The organism is Streptomyces sp. NPDC001617 (assembly GCF_053596855.1).
Genome location: NZ_JBSFHA010000026.1, coordinates 96,548 through 117,980, shown reverse-complemented (window position 1 = coordinate 117,980; position 21,433 = coordinate 96,548). Strand labels below are relative to the sequence as shown.

At 69.2% G+C, this 21,433-nt stretch carries 19 protein-coding genes, 1 pseudogene and 1 riboswitch; of the genes and pseudogenes, 11 read left to right on the top strand and 9 right to left on the bottom strand.

All coding sequences use genetic code 11. The annotated features are described in order from the left end of the window. Positions 1-472 precede the first annotated feature (472 nt). The 3 genes from ACWC09_RS21280 (at position 473) to ACWC09_RS21270 (ending at position 4,367) form a co-directional block, all read left to right on the top strand. Entirely contained in the window at positions 473-1,132 is a 660-nt protein-coding gene (locus tag ACWC09_RS21280; protein ID WP_450852123.1) for a LuxR C-terminal-related transcriptional regulator, read from the top strand. Positions 1,133-1,366: 234 nt separating this feature from the next. Then, a complete protein-coding gene (locus ACWC09_RS21275) occupies positions 1,367-3,295 on the top strand; it encodes a 2-oxoacid:acceptor oxidoreductase subunit alpha (RefSeq protein WP_450852118.1) in 1,929 nt (642 codons plus the stop codon). Next, entirely contained in the window at positions 3,288-4,367 is a 1,080-nt protein-coding gene (locus tag ACWC09_RS21270) for a 2-oxoacid:ferredoxin oxidoreductase subunit beta (RefSeq protein WP_450852117.1), read from the top strand. Before ACWC09_RS21275 ends, ACWC09_RS21270 begins: the two co-directional genes overlap by 8 nt. A gap of 63 nt (positions 4,368-4,430) precedes the next feature. On the opposite strand, the gene ACWC09_RS21265 is transcribed toward ACWC09_RS21270, so the two are convergent. The 3 genes from ACWC09_RS21265 to ACWC09_RS21255 form a co-directional block, all read right to left on the bottom strand. Further along, positions 4,431-4,619 carry a hypothetical protein gene (locus ACWC09_RS21265; RefSeq protein ID WP_450852116.1) on the bottom strand — a complete coding sequence of 63 codons (189 nt, stop codon included), beginning with the start codon at positions 4,617-4,619 and terminating at the stop codon, positions 4,431-4,433. 141 nt (positions 4,620-4,760) lie between these two features. Next, complete coding sequence (locus ACWC09_RS21260; RefSeq protein ID WP_450852115.1) at positions 4,761-5,255, bottom strand: DUF6082 family protein; 495 nt, start codon at positions 5,253-5,255, stop codon at positions 4,761-4,763. A 152-nt stretch (positions 5,256-5,407) separates the two neighbouring features. Continuing rightward, on the bottom strand, positions 5,408-5,818 hold the full coding sequence (locus ACWC09_RS21255) for a winged helix-turn-helix transcriptional regulator (protein WP_450852114.1): 411 nt from the start codon (positions 5,816-5,818) through the stop codon (positions 5,408-5,410). Positions 5,819-5,908: 90 nt separating this feature from the next. On the opposite strand from ACWC09_RS21255, the gene ACWC09_RS21250 reads away from it, so the two are divergent. From ACWC09_RS21250 to ACWC09_RS21235, 4 genes are all read left to right on the top strand, one after another. Next, the gene (locus ACWC09_RS21250; protein ID WP_450852113.1) at positions 5,909-6,763 is read left to right on the top strand and encodes an SDR family oxidoreductase; all 855 of its coding nucleotides are present in this window, start codon (positions 5,909-5,911) and stop codon (positions 6,761-6,763) included. A gap of 228 nt (positions 6,764-6,991) precedes the next feature. After that, positions 6,992-7,948, top strand: coding sequence for an EamA family transporter RarD (gene rarD / locus ACWC09_RS21245; protein ID WP_450852112.1), 957 nt, complete (start codon positions 6,992-6,994; stop codon positions 7,946-7,948). A gap of 37 nt (positions 7,949-7,985) precedes the next feature. After that, on the top strand, positions 7,986-8,462 hold the full coding sequence (locus ACWC09_RS21240; RefSeq protein ID WP_450852111.1) for a VOC family protein: 477 nt from the start codon (positions 7,986-7,988) through the stop codon (positions 8,460-8,462). Positions 8,463-8,609: 147 nt separating this feature from the next. Beyond that, a complete protein-coding gene (locus tag ACWC09_RS21235) occupies positions 8,610-9,575 on the top strand; it encodes a M28 family metallopeptidase (RefSeq protein ID WP_450852110.1) in 966 nt (321 codons plus the stop codon). A 39-nt stretch (positions 9,576-9,614) separates the two neighbouring features. Here ACWC09_RS21235 and ACWC09_RS21230 read toward each other — a convergent pair whose 3' ends face one another. Continuing rightward, positions 9,615-11,255 carry a tetratricopeptide repeat protein gene (locus tag ACWC09_RS21230; RefSeq protein WP_450852109.1) on the bottom strand — a complete coding sequence of 547 codons (1,641 nt, stop codon included), beginning with the start codon at positions 11,253-11,255 and terminating at the stop codon, positions 9,615-9,617. 283 nt (positions 11,256-11,538) lie between these two features. Here ACWC09_RS21230 and ACWC09_RS21225 point away from each other — a divergent pair. Next, a pseudogene (locus ACWC09_RS21225) lies at positions 11,539-12,136 on the top strand (flavodoxin family protein). A gap of 16 nt (positions 12,137-12,152) precedes the next feature. Here the strand turns inward: ACWC09_RS21225 and ACWC09_RS21220 are convergent. The 5 genes from ACWC09_RS21220 to ACWC09_RS21200 form a co-directional block, all read right to left on the bottom strand. Next, positions 12,153-13,076: an ABC transporter permease gene (locus ACWC09_RS21220; protein WP_450852108.1), complete on the bottom strand. Its 924-nt coding sequence runs from the start codon at positions 13,074-13,076 to the stop codon at positions 12,153-12,155. Beyond that, positions 13,063-14,040 carry an ABC transporter ATP-binding protein gene (locus ACWC09_RS21215; protein ID WP_450852107.1) on the bottom strand — a complete coding sequence of 326 codons (978 nt, stop codon included), beginning with the start codon at positions 14,038-14,040 and terminating at the stop codon, positions 13,063-13,065. Before ACWC09_RS21215 ends, ACWC09_RS21220 begins: the two co-directional genes overlap by 14 nt. Before the next feature lie 148 nt (positions 14,041-14,188). Beyond that, positions 14,189-15,439 carry a LolA family protein gene (locus tag ACWC09_RS21210; protein ID WP_450852106.1) on the bottom strand — a complete coding sequence of 417 codons (1,251 nt, stop codon included), beginning with the start codon at positions 15,437-15,439 and terminating at the stop codon, positions 14,189-14,191. A 262-nt stretch (positions 15,440-15,701) separates the two neighbouring features. After that, complete coding sequence (locus tag ACWC09_RS21205; protein ID WP_450852105.1) at positions 15,702-16,712, bottom strand: CHRD domain-containing protein; 1,011 nt, start codon at positions 16,710-16,712, stop codon at positions 15,702-15,704. A gap of 263 nt (positions 16,713-16,975) precedes the next feature. Next, positions 16,976-17,986, bottom strand: coding sequence for a polyprenyl synthetase family protein (locus ACWC09_RS21200; protein WP_450852104.1), 1,011 nt, complete (start codon positions 17,984-17,986; stop codon positions 16,976-16,978). Between the two features lie 220 nt (positions 17,987-18,206). Between ACWC09_RS21200 and ACWC09_RS21195 the strand changes: the two genes are divergently transcribed. The 3 genes from ACWC09_RS21195 to ACWC09_RS21185 all read left to right on the top strand — a co-directional run bounded on the left by ACWC09_RS21195 (position 18,207) and on the right by ACWC09_RS21185 (position 21,416). Further along, positions 18,207-18,419, top strand: coding sequence for a hypothetical protein (locus ACWC09_RS21195; RefSeq protein WP_450852124.1), 213 nt, complete (start codon positions 18,207-18,209; stop codon positions 18,417-18,419). Positions 18,420-18,438: 19 nt separating this feature from the next. Further along, positions 18,439-20,481: a CocE/NonD family hydrolase gene (locus ACWC09_RS21190; protein WP_450852103.1), complete on the top strand. Its 2,043-nt coding sequence runs from the start codon at positions 18,439-18,441 to the stop codon at positions 20,479-20,481. A 255-nt stretch (positions 20,482-20,736) separates the two neighbouring features. Then, positions 20,737-20,929, top strand: a riboswitch (cyclic di-AMP (ydaO/yuaA leader). Positions 20,930-20,933: 4 nt separating this feature from the next. Continuing rightward, positions 20,934-21,416 carry a transglycosylase SLT domain-containing protein gene (locus ACWC09_RS21185; RefSeq protein ID WP_450852102.1) on the top strand — a complete coding sequence of 161 codons (483 nt, stop codon included), beginning with the start codon at positions 20,934-20,936 and terminating at the stop codon, positions 21,414-21,416. Positions 21,417-21,433 lie beyond the last annotated feature (17 nt).

The following is a 21,433-nucleotide window of genomic DNA, read 5'->3' as shown; positions in this document are numbered from 1 at the left end:
GGTCGTGCTCAGGGAGAGGGGGTACGGCGCCCCCGCTTCGGCCTGAACGGCCTCGTCCTCAAACGCCGGACGGGCTGAAATGCAGGGACCGGCGTCAAGAAGGCGCCGCCCTCATCCGCCACCACCGCAAACCCTCCGCCACCCTCAGCCCGTCCCCCCTGCGCCTCTCTCCGCCCCCTGCCCTTCACCCTCCTCCACCTTCAGTCCTCCGCCCTTCGCGTCGACGCCTCGGCTCGGCGTCGCCGTCAGGACTCGGTCCGGGAGGGCCGTCCCCTCCCGGACCTGCGCCGAGTGGTGGGTGGTGGAGGGCGCCGGTGATCGACGAACATCGTGCGCGAGGCCGGAACCCGCCGTACCGTGCGCGTATTCCCGCTGATTACCGTCGGCTCGGGGCGCGTGGGTCCGAATGCTGGAATGCTGGACTACTGGCATACGGAGTCGGGCTGGGGGGCCAAAAGTCGTGGAGGACAGGGTGCGGGTGGTCATCGCCGAGGATTCAGTGCTGCTCAGGGAGGGCCTGACCCGGCTGTTGACCGACCGTGGGCACGAGGTCGTAGCCGGGGTCGGGGACGGGGACGCGCTGATCAAGACCATCGAGGAGCTGGACGGGCAGGACGCGCTGCCCGACGTGGTGGTCGCCGATGTGCGGATGCCCCCCACCCATACGGATGAGGGGGTGCGGGCCGCCGTACAGCTGCGGAAGTCCCATCCCGGGCTCGGGGTGCTCGTGCTGTCGCAGTACGTGGAGGAGCGGTACGCGACCGAACTGCTCGCCGGGTCCAGCCACGGCGTCGGCTATCTGCTGAAGGACCGGGTAGCCGAGGTGCGTGAGTTCGTGGACGCGGTGGTGCGGGTGGCCCAGGGCGGGACCGCGCTCGATCCCGAGGTGGTCGCGCAGCTGCTCGGGCGGAGCCGCAAGCAGGATGTGCTGGCCGGGCTGACGCCCCGGGAGCGCGAGGTGCTGGGGCTGATGGCCGAGGGGCGGACGAACTCGGCGATCGCGCGGCAGCTCGTGGTCAGCGACGGCGCCGTCGAGAAGCACGTCAGCAACATCTTCCTGAAGCTCGGACTGTCCCAGAGTGACGGGGATCACCGGCGTGTTCTCGCGGTCCTCACCTATCTGAACTCCTGACGGGCCGACACTGCCCCTGGGGCCGACCCAAGAACCGAGCCATCGCGGTAAGCGTCTTTCACAGAAGCGCCGGGGGCGAGAAGTCATGACAAGTCAGGGTGTCGAACCGTCTCAGAACCGTGTCCATCATGCGAATGGCCGAGGGAAGGCGACCCTAACGGACGTAGGGTTGATCCTGGGAAGGCCTGCGGGAAGGTCGGTCCCAGACAGCCGCCTCGAGGGAGGTCCAGTTCAGTGACCAGCCAGGTCAGCAGGACAGCGGAACAGGCCGAAGAAACCGTCGTGGGAGAGCAGCGCAAGCCGGCGGGAACCAAGGACGTACGTCGGCTGGACCGGGTGATCATCCGGTTCGCGGGAGACTCGGGCGACGGGATGCAGCTCACCGGCGACCGCTTCACCTCCGAAACGGCGTCCTTCGGAAACGATCTCTCCACCCTTCCCAACTTCCCCGCCGAGATCCGCGCCCCTGCCGGAACCCTCCCGGGTGTCTCCAGCTTTCAGCTGCATTTCGCCGACCATGACATCCTCACGCCCGGCGACGCGCCGAATGTGCTGGTCGCCATGAACCCGGCCGCCCTGAAGGCGAACATCGCCGATCTGCCGCGCGGCGCCGAGATCATCGTCAACACGGACGAGTTCACCAAACGGGCGATGCAGAAGGTCGGGTACACCGCCTCTCCTCTGGAGGACGGCTCGCTCGACGGGTACAGCCTGCACGAGGTGCCGCTGACCACGCTCACGGTCGAGGCCCTCAAGGACTTCGACCTCAGCCGCAAGGAGGCGGAGCGCAGCAAGAACATGTTCGCGCTGGGCCTGCTGAGCTGGATGTACCACCGGCCCACCGAGGGCACCGAGAAGTTCCTGCGGTCCAAGTTCGCCAAGAAGCCGGAGATCGCCGCGGCGAACCTCGCCGCCTTCCGCGCGGGCTGGAACTTCGGCGAGACGACCGAGGACTTCGCGGTCTCCTACGAGATCGCCCCCGCGACGACCGCCTTCCCACCGGGGACGTATCGCAACATCTCCGGGAACCTGGCCCTGGCGTACGGCCTGATCGCCGCCTCGCGCCAGGCCGACCTGCCCCTCTTCCTGGGCTCGTACCCGATCACCCCGGCCTCGGACATCCTGCACGAGCTGAGCCGGCACAAGAACTTCGGTGTACGGACGTTCCAGGCCGAGGACGAGATCGCGGGCATCGGCGCGGCGCTGGGCGCGGCCTTCGGCGGCTCGCTGGGTGTGACGACGACGTCCGGTCCGGGTGTGGCGCTCAAGAGCGAGACCATCGGGCTCGCCGTCTCCCTGGAGCTGCCGCTCCTCGTCATCGACATCCAGCGCGGCGGGCCGTCCACCGGCCTGCCGACCAAGACCGAGCAGGCCGACCTGCTGCAGGCCATGTTCGGCCGCAACGGCGAGGCACCGGTCCCGATCGTCGCCCCGCACACCCCGGCCGACTGCTTCGAGGCGGCCCTGGAGGCGGCGCGCATCGCGCTGACGTACCGCACCCCCGTGCTGCTGCTCTCCGACGGCTACCTGGCCAACGGCTCGGAGCCCTGGCGCATCCCGGAACTGGACGAACTCCCGGACCTGACGGTGCAGTTCGCGCAGGGCCCGAACCACACCCTGGCGGACGGCACCGAGGTCTTCTGGCCGTACAAGCGCGACCCGCAGACCCTCGCCCGCCCGTGGGCCATCCCCGGCACGCCCGGCCTCGAACACCGCATTGGCGGCATCGAGAAGGAGGACGGCACCGGGAACATCTCGTACGCCCCCGCCAACCACGACTTCATGGTCCGCACCCGGCAGGCCAAGATCGACGGCATCGACGTACCGGATCTGGAGGTCGACGACCCGCACGAGGCCCGCACGCTGGTGCTGGGCTGGGGCTCGACCTACGGGCCGATCACGGCGGCGGTACGGCGGCTGCGGACGGCTGGCGAGTCCATCGCGCAGGCGCATCTGCGCCATCTCAACCCCTTCCCGAGGAATCTCGGCGCGGTCCTCGGACGTTACGACAAGGTGGTGATCCCCGAGATGAACCTCGGGCAGCTCGCCACGCTGATCCGGGCGAAGTACCTGGTCGACGCCCACTCGTATAACCAGGTGAACGGCATGCCGTTCAAGGCTGAGCAGCTCGCCACGGCTCTCAAGGAGGCCATCGATGGCTGAGACGTCCACGGAAGGCACGGGCACGATCGAGGCGCTTTCGCTCGTCCCCAAGGCCGAGGCCCGCCAATCCATGAAGGACTTCAAGTCCGACCAGGAAGTGCGCTGGTGCCCCGGCTGCGGTGACTACGCGATCCTCGCCGCCGTACAGGGATTCATGCCCGAGCTCGGTCTGGCCAAGGAGAACATCGTCTTCGTCTCGGGCATCGGCTGCTCGTCCCGCTTCCCGTACTACATGAACACGTACGGCATGCACTCCATCCATGGACGGGCGCCCGCGATCGCGACCGGACTCGCGTCCTCCCGGCGGGACCTGAGCGTGTGGGTGGTGACCGGTGACGGCGACGCCCTCTCCATCGGCGGCAACCACCTCATCCACGCCCTGCGCCGGAACGTCAACCTCAAGATCCTGCTCTTCAACAACCGGATCTACGGTCTGACGAAGGGGCAGTACTCGCCGACCTCCGAGGTCGGCAAGATCACGAAGTCGACGCCGATGGGCTCGCTGGACGCGCCCTTCAACCCGGTGTCCCTCGCCATCGGCGCGGAGGCGTCCTTCGTCGCCCGGACCATCGACTCCGACCGCAAGCACCTCACGTCGGTGCTGCGCGAGGCGGCCGCCCATCCGGGCACGGCGCTGATCGAGATCTACCAGAACTGCAATATCTTCAACGACGGCGCCTTCGACGCGCTGAAGGACAAGCAGCAGGCGGAGGAGGCGGTGATCCGCCTCGAACACGGGCAGCCGATCCGCTTCGGCGCGGACGGTTCCCGGGGTGTGGTCCGGGATGTGGTCACCGGTGACCTGAAGGTGGTCGACGTGACGCCGGACAACGAGTCTCAGATCCTGGTCCACGACGCGCACGCCGCGTCGCCGACCACGGCTTTCGCGCTGTCCCGCCTGGCCGACCCGGACACCCTGCACCACACCCCGATCGGGGTGCTGCGGTCCGTGGACCGGCCGGTGTACGACACGCAGATGGCCGACCAGTTGGACACGGCGATCGAACAGCACGGCAAGGGCGACCTGGCGGCGCTGCTGGCGGGCGGGGACACCTGGACGGTCGTGGGCTGACGGTTCATACCGGCATGGAAGGGCCCGGATGCCGTACCGCATCCGGGCCCTTCCACGTCGGCGTCACGCGTCGGGGATGTCCCGCTTCGCCCGAAGCAGCGTGTCCCGCGTGATGACGACGATGCGCTCGTAGTCGGCACGGGCGGCGTCGGCGGGCAGGAGGACGTCCAGTTCCTCGGTCCGGTCCGTACCGATGACTGCGAAGTTCCCGTCACTCAACTCGAAAAGGTCAGGACAGGTCTCTCCGGTCATGCTGCCTCTCTGACGAGGAGAATCCCCCAAACGACGGACAATGGAATAGGACGACCGGCATTCAGCAGACAAAACTGTGCCACCCCCTGACAGTGGAATGAGAATGCCGGGAGTATGACACGACCACTGAATGATGATGTGTCATGTCGATAAATCCTCTGAATCGGTCCCCACCACCCACCACTCATCGAGATCGTCGAGCCGATCCTCCATGATCACGTCGACAGCCCTGCCGGCCCTCGCCTCCAGGGACTCCGGCGGAAGGCTCCCCCGGGGCTCCACAGTCCGTTTCCAGTACTCGACGAAGACGGGATTCCTGCTCAACACCTTCAGGTGTCCGAGCAATTCGCCCCGGTCGACCGCGCCTATGCGGTAGCTCAGCACAATGAGACCATATTGCAGATTGGCGAAGAACATCTGACGGCGCCTCTCCTCGGAGAGGCCATCCAGCCCGCTGAGAACATCGGCAAGCGACGGATCGCCCATTGCGCGGTCCAGCTGGTCCACGAAGAGCCCGTGCAGCCGGATCAGGTTCTCACGGCGCATCTCCTCGGCCATGCGGCCGATCGCCTCCGCCATCAGGCCCACCTGCTGGGCCAACGCCGATACGGAATCCTCCCCGTTGGGGACAGCCATGCCCCGACACCCCCGATCCGTCGAGCAAGCACTCGTCCTCAGCGTGCCGGTGACACAAGTCGGCGCGCGAGGCGGAGAAGGGGCGCACAAGAGGACACGGCGCATATTCGGACCGCCGGTCTACCCACCCCCGACCGGTGTGCGCCCCACGCTCAGCCCCGCCGCTTGGTCGCGTCGTACACCTCGCGCGCCTCCTGCACCGCCGACATCCGGCTCTCGGTCCACACCGCCAGCCCCCGCACCTGCTCCGCCGCCTCGCGGCCGAGGGGTGTCAGGGAGTAGTCGACACGGGGCGGGATCACCGGCTTGGCGTCGCGGTGGACCAGGCCGTCCCGCTCCAGGGTCTGGAGCGTCTGGGTGAGCATCTTCTCGCTGACCCGGCCGATGGCCCGGCGCAGCTCGCTGAAGCGGTACGGGCGGTCCAGGAGCTCGATCAGGACCAGGACGCCCCAGCGGCTGGTGAGGTGCTCCAGGACGAGGCGGTAGGGGCACATCGCCTCGCCGGTGTCGTGCTTGTCGACGCCATCCGGCTTCACTGCGGCTTCCTGGGTACTTACGGCCATGCCAGTACCTTACTTCAAAGTGGGTACTTTCCAGAAGTTAGCGCACCTCCTATGGTTAGTGGCAACGCACCCCACAAGGAGTTGTCAATCATGAGCATCGTCGTCACCGGAGCCACCGGACACCTCGGCCGCCACGTCGTGGAGCAGCTGCTGGAGAAGGTCCCGGCCGAGCAGATCACCGCCGTCGTACGCGACGAGGCGAAGGCCGCCGACCTGGCCGCGCGTGGCGTGAAGCTCGCCGTCGCCGACTACAACACCCCCGAGACGTTCGACGACGTCTTCTCCGCCGGCGACAAGGTGCTCCTCATCTCCGGCAGCGAGATCGGCAACGACCGCGTGGGCCAGCACAAGGTCGTCATCAACGCCGCCAAGGCCGCCGGCGTCGCCCTGCTCGGCTACACCAGCGCCCCCGGCACCCTGAAGGCCGCGCTCGCCGACGACCACCGCGCCACCGAGGAGGCCCTCGTCGCCTCCGGCGTGCCGTACGTGCTGCTGCGCAACGGCTGGTACCACGAGAACTACACCGAGAACCTGGCCCCCGTGCTGGAGCACAACGCCGTCGTCTCCGCCGCCGGCGAGGGTCGCGTCTCCTCCGCCTCGCGCGCCGACTACGCGGCCGCCGCGGTCGCGGTGCTGACCGGTGAGGGGCACGAGAACAAGACGTACGAGCTGGGCGGCGACGAGGCGTGGAGCTTCGCCGAGTACGCGGCCGAGCTGAGCAAGGCGACCGGCAAGGAGATCGCCTACAACGCCGTCCCCGAAGAGGTTCTCGTGGGCATCCTGACCGGCGCCGGGCTGCCCGAGCCGCTGGCCGCGATCCTCGCCGGCGTGGACGCGTCGATAGAGAAGGGCGAGCTGGTGGTCGAGAGCGGCGACCTGTCCCGGCTGGCCGGCCGTCCGACCAGCCGGATCGCCGACGCGATCGCGGTGGCCGTCAAGGGCTGAGCCTTCGCGGGCGACCCGAGGGCCGGATCGACCGGGTTCCCCCGGTGAGACCTTCGGGCACCCCGGGTACCTCCCACGCGCTTCGGGCGCCCTGACTCCCCCACGGGATCGCGCCCCCGCCTGTCATGACCGTATGGCGATACGAGCATGACAGGCGGGGGCGCTCGGCGTTACCTTCGTGCCTGCACGTGTGTGCGACGGAGCGAGCGAGGCGGAAGGGCGGTGCCCGTGAGCGGGAAGTCGAGGGGCGAGCAGCGGATCGGCCTGCTGAACGGCTTCGCGGCGTACGGGATGTGGGGTCTGGTCCCCCTCTTCTGGCCGCTGCTCAAGCCCGCCGGAGCGGTCGAGATCCTCGCCCATCGCATGGTGTGGTCGCTCGCCTTCGTGGCCGTCGCGCTTCTCTTCGTACGGCGCTGGGCCTGGGCCGGTGAGCTGCTGCGGCAGCCTCGGCGCCTGGGGCTCGTCGCGGTGGCGGCGGCGGTGATCACCGTCAACTGGGGCGTCTACATCTGGTCCGTGAACAGCGGGCATGTCGTCGAGGCCTCGCTCGGGTACTTCATCAACCCCCTGGTCACCATCGCCATGGGCGTGCTTCTCCTGAAGGAACGGCTGCGACCTGTGCAGTGGGCGGCGGTCGGGGTCGGGTTCGCCGCGGTGATCGTGCTGACCGTGGGATACGGGCAGCCTCCATGGATCTCCCTCACGCTCGCCTTCTCGTTCGCCACGTACGGGCTCGTGAAGAAGAAGGTCGGGCTCGGCGGTATCGAGTCGTTGGCCGCGGAGACGGCGATCCAGTTCCTGCCGGCGGTCGGTTATCTGGTGTGGCTGAACTCGCGGGGTGACTCGACGTTCGCGAGCGAGGGGGCGGGGCATGGCGCGCTGCTCGCGGCGACGGGTGTGGTGACCGCGCTGCCGCTGGTGTGCTTCGGGGCGGCGGCGATACGGGTGCCTTTGTCGACGCTGGGGTTGTTGCAGTACCTGGCGCCGGTGTTCCAGTTCGTGCTGGGGGTTCTGTACTTCCACGAGGCGATGCCGGTGGAGCGGTGGGCCGGGTTCGGGCTGGTGTGGGGGGCGTTGTGCCTGCTGACAGCGGACGCGTGGCGCGCTGCGCGCAGGCAGGGCCGGGAGCGGGAGTTGGAGGTACCGGCGGTTGCCACGGTGCCGTCGGCTTCGGTGGACGTCTGACGCCGAGTTGTCGGTGCCGGCCGCTATAAGTGGTCCCATGACGCAGACACCCGCCCCTGCCCCCGCCCCCGTCCACTGGAAGCTCGTCATCGACGCCGCCGATCCGCATGCGCAGGCCGACTTCTGGGCTGCCGCGCTCGGTTACGAGGTCGAGGACAACGGCGCGCTCGTCCGGCGGCTGCTGGAGGTCGGGGCCGTGCCGCGCGAGGCCACCGTCGAGTTTCACGGCCGCCCTGCCTTCAGGGATCTGATCGCGGTACGGCATCCCGAGGACCCGTACGACAAGGACAGCGGTACGGGGCTCGGGCGACGGCTGCTGTTTCAGCGGGTGCCGGAGGTGAAGACCGTGAAGAACCGGCTGCATCTCGATCTGCATCCCGGCGCTGGGCGGCGGGACGGCGAGGTCGAGCGGCTGGTTGGGCTGGGGGCGAGTGTGCTGCGGCGAGTGAAGGAGGCCGCCGGGGAGTGGGTGGTGATGGCCGACCCCGAGGGCAACGAGTTCTGCGTGCAGTAGGTCACACGGGCCGCCGCGGTACTCCGTGTTGCTCCGTTATGCGAACCCGGTGTCCTGATACCGCTCTTGACGTCTCGTCGGTAAAGGCTTCACCATCCGGGGACCCCATTCCCTTCAAGTCGCTTCAAGGAATTCGGAGCCCCCCACATGAACTTCTCCGTTTCCGGGCGTGCGGCTGCGGTCGGCGTTGTCTCGGCCGTTATGCCTGTCATGCTCCTGACCAGTGGACCGATAGCCGACGCTGCACCCACGTCCGCCACCCCGGCCCTTGCAGCCGCCGCGCCCGACATCTCCGTGGCGAACGTCAAGGCCCACCTCTCCCAGCTGCAGTCCATCGCCACCGCCAACGGCGGCAACCGCGCCCACGGGAGCGCCGGCTACAAGGCCTCGATCGACTACGTGAAGGCCAAGCTGGACGCGGCCGGATTCACCACCACCGTCCAGCAGTTCACGTCCTCGGGCCGCACCGGCTACAACCTGATCGCCGACTGGCCCGGCGGCGACACCGACCACGTCGTCATGTCCGGCTCCCATCTGGACAGCGTCAGCGCAGGGCCCGGCATCAACGACAACGGCTCCGGCTCCGCCGCGATCCTGGAGACCGCCCTCGCTGTGTCCAAGGCCGGCTACCAGCCCACCAAACACCTGCGTTTCGCCTGGTGGGGCGCCGAGGAGCTGGGCATGGTCGGCTCCAAGTACTACGTCAACAACCTCTCCTCCACGAACCGTTCGAGGATCGACGCCTATCTCAACTTCGACATGATCGGCTCGCCGAACCCCGGCTACTTCGTCTACGACGACGACCCGACCATCGAGAAGACGTTCAAGGACTACTTCACCGGCCTCGGCATCTCCACCGAGCCCGAGACCGAGGGCGACGGCCGCTCCGACCACGCGCCGTTCAAGAGCGCGGGCGTGCCGGTGGGCGGGCTGTTCAGCGGTGCCGACTACGTCAAGACGGCGGCCCAGGCGACCAAGTGGGGCGGGACGTCGGGACGGGCCTTCGACGCCTGCTACCACTCGTCCTGCGACAAGACCTCCAACATCAACGACACGGCACTGGACCACGACAGCGACGCGATCGCGTTCGCGGTGTGGGGGCTGTCGGCGTAGGGCCGCCGCCTTCTCCCGATTCCGGGGTCAACTCGACGGCTACTGGGCCGACTTGCGGGCGCGTTCCGTGAGTCGGCCCATACGTGTGCGGGCCGACTCCAGCCGCTCGATGTCCTCCGCGGCCGGACCGTCCTCGGCGGCCAGCTCGGTCCACAGGCCGATCAGGTCGTGGCCCAGCGCGAGCCCCAGCTCCGGATCGCGCACGGCGCGCCAGGCGGACGCCGCGCTCTGCACGTTCCCGTACGCCCCCTCCGCGTCCCGCGCGTGCCGGTGGATCCGGGCGAGGTCGAGCGAGATCCGGAAGGCACGGACCGGTTCGCCCGCCAAGTAGGCGATGTAAGCGGTCAGTTCACGCACCTTGAGGACCTCGGGATGCTCCACCCCCAGCGCCGCCGACGCCTCCCGGACAACTTCCTCGGCCAACTCGGCCGCCTCCGCTATCCGCCCCGCCCGCACGGCCTCATTGACCCGCACCATCGGCTCCATCAGGAAGCCGGGAACGGTAGGCGGTTCGTCGCCGAGCACGGCCTCCGCCACGGCGTCGAAACCTCGGGCCGGCGTGGGGGTGGCGGAGGTGGGCCTGGGTTCGGGGTCGGGGTCCAGGACCGGGATGAGGGGGCGGCGGATCCGGGAGGTGTCGGGTGAGCTCGAGGGACTTGGGCGAAGAGGGGTGAGACGAGGGGTCGGTGCGTCCTGGGGCACGGCGCCGGGCGCCGGAGGCCATACGGCTCCGTCCGCTTCGGGCGCGGGGCGCGGCGGTACGGCATCCATCGGCGATACGGCATCCATCGGCGATACGGCGTCCATCACGGGAGGCGGGCCGAACACGCCCGTCGGCGGCGCGACCGTGCCGGGAGCCCGGTCCTCGACCTGTTCCGACAGCGCACGCAACGGGAAGGTCGGCACGGACCCGCCCGTCGGCTCCTCGGAGCCCCGCAACGGAAACGTGGGCACGCTCTCCCCCAATGGCTGCGGCTCGGACAGCGCACGCAACGGGAAGTCCGGCGCGGCGTCCGTCACCGGTTCCGCCGTCTGCCGGAGGAGGTGGGTGGGACGGTCGGGGTGGGACCGTGCGGGGGCGGTGGGCTGATCGAAGGGTGCGAGGTCGGCGGGCGGCGCGACCAGGGCCGGTGAGTCGACCGGGACCGGCGGCGCCGCGGGGATCGGGGGCGGCGGCATTTCGGGGGCGGCCTGCGGCTCGTACGACTGCGCCGAGGGCGCTGACGCGGGCGCACGCGGCGGCGCCTCGGAGGCGGCCAGCGGCTCATGCGACGACACCCCGGAAACGGCCGACGGCTCGTACGGCCTCGGCGGAGCCGGTGGCGCGGTCGGCTCCCGCAGGGACTGCGGGGCCGGCGCCTGCGCGGGCGCCGGTGCGCCCGTGAGGTGGCTTGAGCCGTCCGGGTTCACCTGGAGGGGGACCACGCAGCCGTGGCGTTCGTCGTGGATCGTGGCGTGAACCGGCTGACAGGTGGCGAGGGCGATGCGGTGGAGGTGGCTCAGGACCGCCTGCTGGACGTCCTCGCCGTCGGCCACGGCGACCGGCACACCGCCTATCGTCGCCCCACCCGCATCCGGTCCGGCAGCGGCGACGAGCACGTCGATCGGAGCCGCCGCCAGTGTGGCCGAGGACTCCGAGTGCCGCTGTTCCCGGTTCTTCTCTCGGCTGGGTCGAGACATATGTGCCCTCACTCGGATCTGCCGAAAAACCGGCGGTCAGCGCGTCACGATCCGTTCATCACGCTCATGGTGGAGTCTCTCCGCTCACCCACAGTTCTCATGTCACCACGACGTCACAGCCTCGTTCCAGTGGTCCTGGCACCAGGCCCGCCCGGACCAGGCCCTGGACGGCCTCGGGCAGCTCGCGACAGCCTTGGACAGGTGAATGCATATGCATATAATGCAGGTGCTTGTTATTGCTTCACGCCGTTTCTTGTACCTCGCCGTTCATCTGGGGGATCTCATGACGCGCCGCTTTCTGTTCGTCCTCGGCAGCAGCCGCACCGACGGCAACACCGAGCTGCTCGCCCGACGCGCCGCCGAGCAGTTGCCCGCGGATGTCGAGCAGCGGTGGGTCGGCCTGGCCGAGCAGCCGTTGCCGGACTTCGTCGACCTGCGGCGCGACAGCGACCACGTGCGGCCGCCCACGGGAAGCACCCCCGACCTCCTCCTCGACGCCACCCTCGAGGCCACCGACATCGTGATCGCCTCCCCTGCTGTACTGGTACGCGGTCTCCGGCCTCACCAAGCGCTACCTCGACTACTGGTCCGGCTGGCTGCGCACCCCCGGCCTCGACTTCAGGGCGACCATGGCCGGCCGCACGCTGTGGGGCGTCACCGCCCTCGCCGACACCGAGTTCTCGGTCGCCGACCCGCTGATCGGCACCCTCAACAACTCGGCCGCGTACCTGGGGATGCGCTTCGGCGGGGTGCTTCTCGGCAACGGCAGCAGGCGCGGCGACGTACTGAACGACGCCGAGGCGCTGGCCCGCGCCAAGACCTTCTTCGCCCAGGAGGCGCCGCTCGCCCGCTTCCCCCACCAGCCGTCCGCGGCCACCTGAGGCGCACCGGGCAGGCCTAGGCCGTGATGTCCTTCGTCGTGAACCTCGCCCAGGCCGCCGACCCGAACACCGCCGCGTACAGGGCCTGGAGGCCGAGGTTCTTCTGCAGGTCGTCCCAGTAGACCGGGTCGCGCATCAGGTCCGCGAAGGACAGCCAGTAGTGCGAGAAGAAGTACGGCTGGATGGTGTGGAGTTGGGGTATCTGGTCGAGGATCTGGATGGTGATCAGCAGGCCTACGGTCGTCGCCATCGCCGCGATACCGCTGTTCGTGAGCGTCGAGATGAACAGGCCCAGGGCGGCGATGCCTGTCAGGGAGGCGGCGACGACCAGGGCGATCAGGAGAGCCCGGCCGAGGCCGTCGGCGAAGCTGATCTGGGTGCCGGAGATCGTGGTCAGGTCGCCGAGCGGGAAGAGTATGGCGCCGACGGTGAGTGCGGAGACGGCCACGATGAGGGTGGCGACCAGGCAGAACGCCATCACCGTCGCGTACTTGGTCAGGAGGAGGCGGGTGCGGCCGGCGGGGGCCACCAGGAGGTAGCGCAGGGTGCCGGCGTTGGCCTCGCCGGCTATCGCGTCGCCTGCGATGACGCCGATCGCCATGGGGAGGAAGAAGGGGAGGGTGGCGGCGAGGGCGGTGAAGACCAGGAAGAGGCCGTTGTTGGTGATCTGCGAGATGAAGGCGGGGCCTCCGTCGCCGCCGCCTCCGCCGGGCCCGCGTGATGAGTCACCGTTGGTTTCGATCTTCACGGCGATGCCGATGAGGATCGGAACGGCTGCGAGTACGGCCAGTAGGGCGAGGGTGCGCCAGCGGCGGAACGTGGTGAGTAGTTCGTTGCGGAAGAGGGCGCCGAGGAAGGTTGTTCGGCGACTTGCGGTGGGTGCGGGCTGGTCGCGCCGTCCCCCGCGCCCCTTCAGGGCGTTCGAGCTAGCCTGCGACATCGAAGCCCTCCCCTGTCAGGGCCACGAAGGCGTCCTCCAGGGAGGCGCGTTCGATGCCGAAGCCGCGGACTCGGACGCCTGCCTTGACCAGTGCCGCGTTTACGTCGGCCAGGTCGCGGTCCGGGGGCTCTGCTGTCACCCGGTCCTCCGTGACCACGACATCCGCGGCGCCCTGTTCCTTCAGTACTCGGGCCGCGTCGGTCGGGTCCGGGGTGGTGATCGCCAGGCGGCCGCGGGTGCCTGACGCCAGGTCGGATACCGCGCCCTGGGTGATGAGGCGGCCCTGGGCCATGACCGCGGCGTGGGTGCAGACCTGTTCGATCTCGTCGAGGAGGTGGGAGGAGAGGAAGACGGTGGTGCCGTCGGATGCCAACTCCCGGACCAGGGAACGGATTTCGCGCATGCCCTGGGGGTCGAGACCGTTGGTCGGCTCGTCCAGTACGAGGAGTTTGCGGGGCTGGAGCAGGGCCGCGGCCAGACCCAGACGCTGCTTCATGCCCAGCGAGTACGCCTTCGCCTTCTTGCCCGCCGCCGCCGACAGGCCCACCCGGTCCAGCGCCGCCGCGACACGGGCACGCCGGGTGCGCGGGTCGGCGGTCGGGTCGGCGGCGTCGTAGCGGATGAGGTTGTCTCGGCCGGAGAGGAAGCCGTACAGGGCGGGGCCTTCGATGAGGGCGCCCACGTGCGGGAGGACGGTGCGGGAGGCTCGGGGCATGGGGCGGCCGAGGACGCGCGCCGAGCCCGATGTCGGCTCGATCAGGCCCATCAGCATGCGGATGGTGGTGGTCTTGCCCGAGCCGTTCGGACCGAGGAAGCCGAAGACGCTGCCCGCCGGGACGGTCAGGTCGAGGCCGTCGACGGCGAGCTGTCCGCCACGGTAGCGCTTGGTGAGCGCCCGGGTGGCGATGACGCTGTCACCCGGCTCGCTCTGTTCCGGCTCCGGGGTGGACGGTTCCTCGTCCATCGGCTTCCTCGATTCGTGCTCGTACGGCGGCCTCGGGTGCCTCGCGCGGCTGCGCGGCGACCCCGCCTCGCTGTGATTACTCACAGTGATGACGAAGGGGCGCCGCGCGATGTTCCCGGCCGCTCCGCGTTCACCCGGGCGGGTGACACTAGCCCGCGTTCGCCGCCTTCACCAGGGCGTCCTTGGTGACCGCGCCGACGTAGACCTTGCCGTTGTCGGTGATCAGGGCGTTGATCAGGCGGGTCTTGAAGATCGTGCCCGAGCCGAACTTGCCGGTGACCTTGTCGCCGAGGGAGTCGAGGAAGCCGCCGAAGTTGCCGCCGGCCTCGGAGCCGGACGGGACGCCCTTGCCGCCGGTGTCGAAGGTGGCGATGGAGTCCCAGCCCTTGCCCAGGACGTTCAGCCCGTCGGGGCTCTTGGCGTGGTTCTCGCCGGACTTGCCGCTCTTGCCGGTCGTGCCGCTCTTGCCGTCGCCCTTCAGGCCGCCGTCGATCCGGCCGTCCTTGTGGGCGGACGGGCTGTCCTCGGTGACCTTCGCGCCCTTGGGTGCCTTGAAGTCGAAGGTCGAGGCGGCCGGCTCGGCGAAGCTGATCTGGGTGAAGCCGACGTCGATCACGGCGGCGCCGCCGCTCGCCGGGGTCAGCGTGAACTTCAGCGGGAGCCCGGTCTTCGAGTCGACGGCGACGGTGATCTGACCGACCGTCGAGCCGGCGTCCTTGGGCTTGATGACCAGGCGGTAGGCGTCCCGGCCCGCGACCTGCGCGGTGCCCTGGACGGTGATCGAGGTGGTGTCGTCGGCCGCCTTGAGGGCGTCCTTGGCGAGCTGGTCGGGCGTGGCCGGCGACTCCTCCTGCTTCTTCTTCGCGGAGGCGCTGTCCGGGGCGGTGGAGTGGTAGACCTCGTTGGACTGGCTGTCGTAGCCCCAGACGTCCTTGCCGTTGTGGATGAGGCTGTACTCCGCCGCGTTCTCCAGCAGGGACAGCTTCTGCTTGTCCGGGCCGTCGGCCGCGACGCGCAAGGTGTGGGTACCGGAGGCGAGTTCGGTCAGCTTGGCCGTGGGGTCGGCGGAGGATCCGTCGCCGGAACCCTTGGTGGCGCCGGACACCAGGCTGTTCTCCAGGCCGCCGAGGTCGGGCAGGCCCAGGTCCGTGGTGATCTTCACCGTGCCGGACATCTGCTGTACGTCCGACTTGGCGATCTTCTCGATGAGTTGCTGTGCGCTGATCTTCGGCAGGCTGGGGTCGCCGGAGTCGGCGAGCGCGGGGACGAGGCCGATGGTCGCCGCCGCCACCCCCACCACCGCGACCGGGACGACGTACCGCGCGGCCTTGCGCCGCCCGGCGCCCAGGTCGTCGACCTCCCCGGTGCTCGTGCTGTCGTCGGATTCGTACGGTGCCATGTGTGCGCTACCTCCGTCGTCGGCGGCGGCTTTCCACTCCCGTGCATCCACCCCGTAGCCGCCATTCTCACCCGAATCGGTGAGGAGTGGTGTTTCCCGTGGTCTCCAGTTGACCAAATCGGCCAGAGAGAAGCGTCAGACCGCGGAGGCAACTCCATGTACACCTGGGGTATGACATGAGAGGGCGGCGCCTCCCCCGACCCGTAGGGGTCGTATGGGGAAGACGCCGCCCGAGCAGGCCTTTCGGCCCTCAACTCCCTTGTCAGCCCTGCACGAACACGTAGTCCGCCGAGTACGGGACGCCGACGATGGTGCCGGGCTCACAGGAACCGGTCGGGGCGACGCCGCCGACGGTGTTCAGCCGCAGGATCTCCGCGGTGCCGGCGAGCAGGCCGTGGTGCTTCCCGGACTGGGTGGCCTTGAGGTCGAGTTCGGGGATGTTGCCGTCTCCGTTCGGGGTCTTGGACTGGACGGCTCCGGTGACGGCGCTGCCGTCGGGCGCGACCCACTGCGGTGTACCGGAGTTGGGAGCGACGAAGGAGTGCCGGATGCCGCCGCCGAGCAGGGCGCTGACGTCCCGCTGGGCGAAGGCGTAGCCGCCGGCGTCCGTGGGCTTGCACTCGTAGATCTGCTTGCCCTTGACCACGGACGCCTGGAAGTTGTCGAAGGCGTCACGGAAGTCGAAGGCGGCGACGGTGACCTTGTGGAGCTGGCCGCGGACGGCTCCGCCCGGGAACTCGGCCGTGTGCAGGTTGGCGTAGAACGAGCCGGGGTCGTTCTTCAGCGCGTCGAGCAGGGCCGGGTCCTCGACCTTGACGGTGCCGGTGACGCTGTGCCGCTTGCTGTTCTTGAGCAGCTTGCTGAAGTCGACCTTGACGCCGCCGTTGGTGCCCTTGGCGCCCTGGTGGATGTGGAGCATGGTCGGCTTGCCGGTGCCGCGCCAGGTGACGGCGACGGACACCTTGTCGTCCTTGACCTTGATGAACTCGAGCGCGGCGCCGTCCTTGTCCCCCACGGCCGGGCCACCGGCGACGGGCACCTCGTTGGCACCGCGCAGGCTGGTGGCGAGAAGGGTGCCTCCGGTGCCACCGGAAACGGTCCCGCTCTGTGTGACGATGCCCTGCTCACTCATGCCGGCGTGTCCCGCGTGGTCGGTGCGGGCACCTCCGGCGGCGTAGGCGGGAATCACCATCGCGGCGACACCGCCCGCGGCGGCCACCGCCACGGCGGTGACGATCAGGCTCTTACGGCGCTTCGAGAACGTCGCGTTCATGCCCATGATTCTGTTTTCTCCCCGTAGACCGGCCGACACCCCCTGCGTCGGCCTTCTGGGTATGAGTACGGAAGGGATCTTAGGTTGGACTCAGTCCAGCCTTGTGACGTGTATCACATAGGACCGGTCGCCGGTCAGTGATCAACACCGGCCCGGCAATCCCAGCCGTCCCAGGGGCCGAGGACAAGGTCCTTTCGGGCCATCAGGGGTGCAGGGCGGAAGCCTTCGGGGGGACTGAAAGGGCAGCGGTGAGGAGGGGTGGGTCAGCCCGCTCGGTGGACCACCGCGTCGCACATCTCCGCCAGGGCGGCCTTCGCGTCGCATTCCCGCAAGGGGGCCAGTGCGGAGCGGGCGTCCTCCGCGTAGCGCACCGTGTCCCGGCGCGCCTGCTCCAGCGCGGGGTGCGCCCGGAGGCCGGCCAGCGCCTCCGCGTGCCTCGCGTCGTCGGTGAGGTCGGAATCCAGGAGCTCGCGCAGGGCGATGTCCTCGGCCAGCCCCAGCCGCTCCGCCCGCTCCCGGAGTCGTAGGACCGGAAGGGTGGGGATGCCCTCGCGCAGGTCCGTCCCCGGCGTCTTGCCCGACTCGCGGGAGTCGGACGCGATGTCCAGTACGTCGTCGGCGAGCTGGAAGGCGACGCCCAGGCGCTCCCCGTACTGGGTGAGGACGTCCACCACCGTCTCGTCGGCTCCCGACATCATCGCGCCGAAACGGCACGAGACCGCCACCAGGGAGCCCGTCTTGCCGCTCAGCACGTCCAGGTAGTGCTCAACCGGATCGCGGCCGTCCTGCGGCCCCGCCGTCTCCAGGATCTGCCCGGTGACGAGGCGCTCGAACGCCTCGGCCTGGACACGGACGGCCTCCGGGCCCAGGTCGGCCAGGATGTGCGACGCGCGCGCGAAGAGGAAGTCGCCGGTCAGGACCGCCACCGAGTTGCCCCAGCGGGTGTTCGCACTGTCGACCCCGCGCCGCACCGCGGCCTCGTCCATGACGTCGTCGTGGTACAGCGTCGCCAGGTGGGTCAGCTCCACCACCACGGCCGACGGCACGACTCCGGGGGCATAGGGATCCCCGAACTGTGCAGCAAGCATCACGAGAAGCGGCCGAAACCGCTTTCCACCCGCTCGCACCAGGTGTTGGGCGGCCTCCGTGATGAAGGGGACCTCACTCTTGGTGGCTTCGAGCAAGCCCTCCTCGACGGCCGCCATTCCGGCCTGGACATCGGCTTCCAGAGCCTGGTCCCGCACGCTCAGCCCGAACGGCCCGACGACGGTCACGAGGGGTCTCCTGTCTGCTGGTGTCTACTGGCGGTTACACGGTTTGTCGATAGGTCGCTGCCATCACTCAAGTCAGCGTATCCGGTCACCTTTCGATCACCGATGCCCCCCACCCGTCCAGGAGGGGCGGTACCGGATCACGCCCGGTATGTTTCTGATCACCTGATAACAGCAGATATTTACCGACTTGCGCTGTCCACCTGGAGGGAAGCAGCGGCCCGTGTCCCGAACAGAAGTCGACGTCGAGCCCGGCAGCGGGCCGCCCTCCGAGGACGATCACGCCTTCTTCGGCCGGCCCGAGGGCCTGCACCCTCTCCGGCCTGGAGGTCTGGGAACGCTTCTCGTTCCCCGGCATGCAGGCGCGGTGGCCGCGGGCCTGGCCGTGATGGCCGCGATGCCCCGGCTGCGCCGCACGATGCATCCGGTCCACTGATGCCAACGGGGTCCCGCTCATGCACATCCGTACGTCCTTCCCCTACGACACCGCCCACGAGGACCTCTGGATCCCGCTCCCCGACGGGACGCTGCTGTACGCGCGCGTGTGGCGCCCGCTGACCGACGAGCCCGTGCCGGCGCTCCTGGAGTACCTCCCGTACCGCCTCTCCGACTGGACCGCGCCCCGCGACCACCAGCGCCATCCCTGGTACGCGGGCCACGGCTACGCCTCCGTCCGGGTCGACATCCGAGGGCACGGCAACAGCGAGGGCATGCCGACGGACGAGTACTCGGCGACGGAACTCGCCGACGGCGTCGAGGTGGTCAACTGGCTTGCCGCGCAGCCCTGGTGCGACGGCAAGGTGGGCATGTTCGGCATCTCCTGGGGCGGGTTCAACTCCCTCCAGATCGCGGCCCTCGCGCCCGAGCCGCTCAAGGCGATCGTCACGGTCTGCTCCACGGACGACCGTTATGACAACGACGTGCACTACACCGGAGGTTCCGTCCTCGGGGTGGACATGCACGCATGGGCGGCGACCCTGCTCGCCTTCGTCTCCCGCCCGCCGGACCCGGAGTACGTCGGTCCGATCTGGCGGGACATGTGGCGGGGACGGCTGGAGGCCGTCGACCCGTTCATCCACACCTGGCTCGCCCACCAGACCCGCGACGACTACTGGCGCCACGGCAGCGTCTGCGAGGACTACGGCACGATCGAGGCCGCCGTCCTCGCGGTGGGCGGCTGGCACGACCCCTACCGCGACACGGTGCTGCGTCTCGTCGAGCACCTCCCGGCCGACCGCGTCCGCGGCCTGATCGGCCCCTGGCCCCACCGGTACCCGGACCACGGCCTGCCGCCCGGCCCTGCGATCGGCTTCCTCCAGGAGACCCTGCGCTGGTGGGACCACTGGCTGAAGGGCATCGACTCCGGGGCGATGCGCGAGCCCTTGCTGCGTTCCTGCATCAGCGACTCGCACGCCCCGGCGACGGTGTACGCCAAGCTGCCGGGCCGCTGGGTGGGCGAGCCGGCCTGGCCTTCTCCCCACGTGACGGCGGTGTCGTACGGCCTTGAGGGCAGTGCTATGTCACATACCACTGCCCCCGTACCGGTCCGCTCACCGCAGCACACAGGCGTCGACGCCGGCCGTTTCTTCCCCTTCGGCAACGACGCCGACCTACCGCCGGACCAGCGGGAGGAGGACGCGCGGTCGGCGTGCTTCGACTTCGAGGTGGGTGAGGAGACCTGGGTGCTGGGGCGGCCGAAGGTGCGGTTGCGGGTGACCTCCGAAGTGAAGAGCGGTCAGATTGCCGCACGGCTGTGCGACCTCGCACCGGACGGCGCGTCGACCCTCGTGACGCGGGGCGTGCTGAACCTGTCGGCCCGTCAGGGACGGGACAGGGACGTGCCGTGGCCCCCCGGCGCCACCGAGGACGTCGAGTTCGAGCTGAACGGCATCGGGTACGCCTTCCCGGCCGGCCACCGCATCCGGCTCGCCGTCTCCTCCGCGTACTGGCCGTGGGTGTGGCCGCAGGCCGACTCGGCGGCCGGGTTCACCCTGGACCCGGCGGGCAGTTCACTGGAACTTCCGGTACGCGCGCGTGCGTCGGACGAGCGGGCGATCACCTTCGAGGAGCCGGAGCAGGCCGAGTCGCTCGGAGTGACCCGCGGCGTAGCCGCTGGTGGATGGAGCCCCGCCACGCTGGACGAGCCGCGCCCCGAGCGGCTGGTGGTGCGGGACGTGGCCAAGGGCGAGTGGCGACTGGAGGTCGGCCCGCGCTACGGCGGCACGCGCGTGTACCCCGACGGCCTGGAGTTCACCGAGGACGCGCTGGAGACGTACACGATCCGGGAGAGCGACCCGTTGTCGGCCCGCACCCGCTCGGACTGGTCAATCCGGCTGCACCGTCCGAATGCGGCCTGGGACACGACGATCCGTACACGGTCCGAGATCACCTGCGACCGGGAATCCTTTTTCACATCCAATGAGGTGATTTGCACGGAGGGTGGGGAGGTCGTCTTCCATCGGACCTGGGAGAAGCGGATTCCACGGACAGCCGGTTGACTACGAGTTGGGCTCATTGCCCGATTTACCACTCTTGCGAAAGCCCGTGACTTGGCTCACTCGGATCCATGATCCACATTCCGGCACATTTCGACCGATCCGCCTTCTCCGGTATGCCAGTTGAGGTTGGCACCCGCAAAGGATCAAGCACCTCAAACGCCTCATATCTAGGTCAACCGGCTTGATGAGTGAATCCGGCACTTGTTCCGGACATGTGCTCTCGCATACGTTCCCGGCCTGTCGGGCGGACGCCGAATCCTGCCGCCGCCCGAACCGTCTACCGAGAACGCACGGCAGGAGCGGGGAACCCAGGTAAGTCGCCGGGTCGGGATGTCTTCGGACATTCCGGATCGGCTAGGGGTGAAGTCGTGTCGCCTTACGGCGATGCGGCCGGGCAGCTCCCGCCCGAACCCGACAGCTCACCTCGCAGGCGCCGGAGAGGAAACCCCGTCATGCCTGCTGCCGCTCAGCCCCGCCGCCTCAGAAGCTCCCGCCTCGCCCGCAAGCTCGCCGTCATCGGTACGGGCGCCGCCGTGCTCGCCCTCCCGGTCATCGGCGCGACCAGCGCCTCCGCGGCCCCCACGTCGGTGGTCACCGCCTCCTCGCTGGGCTATGCCAACAACCTCGACGGCTGGATCCGGGCCTCCCTGCAGGTCATGGCCCAGCACGGCATCCCGGGGTCGTACAACGGCATCTACCGCAATGTGATCCGTGAGTCGTCCGGCAACCCGTACGCCATCAACAACTGGGACTCGAACGCCCTGGCCGGCACCCCCTCCAAGGGCCTGCTCCAGGTGATCGACCCGACCTTCACCGCGTACCACGTCAGCGGCACGTCGTGGGACCCGTACGACCCGGTCGCCAACATCACCGCCGCCTGCAACTACGCGGCCCATCGGTACGGGTCGATCGACAACGTCTGGGGCGCCTACTGAGGCGTACGAGCCGCCTG

Coding starts and splice junctions, on each gene's coding strand:
- ACWC09_RS21250 (WP_450852113.1), top strand. CDS start 5,909: ATGAGCATCGTCGTCACCGGAGCCACCGGACACCTCGGCCGCCACGTC.
- ACWC09_RS21240 (WP_450852111.1), top strand. CDS start 7,986: ATGACGCAGACACCCGCCCCTGCCCCCGCCCCCGTCCACTGGAAGCTC.
- ACWC09_RS21205 (WP_450852105.1), bottom strand. CDS start 16,712: ATGAACGCGACGTTCTCGAAGCGCCGTAAGAGCCTGATCGTCACCGCC.
- ACWC09_RS21220 (WP_450852108.1), bottom strand. CDS start 13,076: ATGTCGCAGGCTAGCTCGAACGCCCTGAAGGGGCGCGGGGGACGGCGC.
- ACWC09_RS21255 (WP_450852114.1), bottom strand. CDS start 5,818: ATGGCCGTAAGTACCCAGGAAGCCGCAGTGAAGCCGGATGGCGTCGAC.
- ACWC09_RS21235 (WP_450852110.1), top strand. CDS start 8,610: ATGAACTTCTCCGTTTCCGGGCGTGCGGCTGCGGTCGGCGTTGTCTCG.
- ACWC09_RS21190 (WP_450852103.1), top strand. CDS start 18,439: ATGCACATCCGTACGTCCTTCCCCTACGACACCGCCCACGAGGACCTC.
- ACWC09_RS21185 (WP_450852102.1), top strand. CDS start 20,934: ATGCCTGCTGCCGCTCAGCCCCGCCGCCTCAGAAGCTCCCGCCTCGCC.
- ACWC09_RS21265 (WP_450852116.1), bottom strand. CDS start 4,619: ATGACCGGAGAGACCTGTCCTGACCTTTTCGAGTTGAGTGACGGGAAC.
- ACWC09_RS21270 (WP_450852117.1), top strand. CDS start 3,288: ATGGCTGAGACGTCCACGGAAGGCACGGGCACGATCGAGGCGCTTTCG.
- ACWC09_RS21230 (WP_450852109.1), bottom strand. CDS start 11,255: ATGTCTCGACCCAGCCGAGAGAAGAACCGGGAACAGCGGCACTCGGAG.
- ACWC09_RS21260 (WP_450852115.1), bottom strand. CDS start 5,255: ATGGCTGTCCCCAACGGGGAGGATTCCGTATCGGCGTTGGCCCAGCAG.
- ACWC09_RS21215 (WP_450852107.1), bottom strand. CDS start 14,040: ATGGACGAGGAACCGTCCACCCCGGAGCCGGAACAGAGCGAGCCGGGT.
- ACWC09_RS21210 (WP_450852106.1), bottom strand. CDS start 15,439: ATGGCACCGTACGAATCCGACGACAGCACGAGCACCGGGGAGGTCGAC.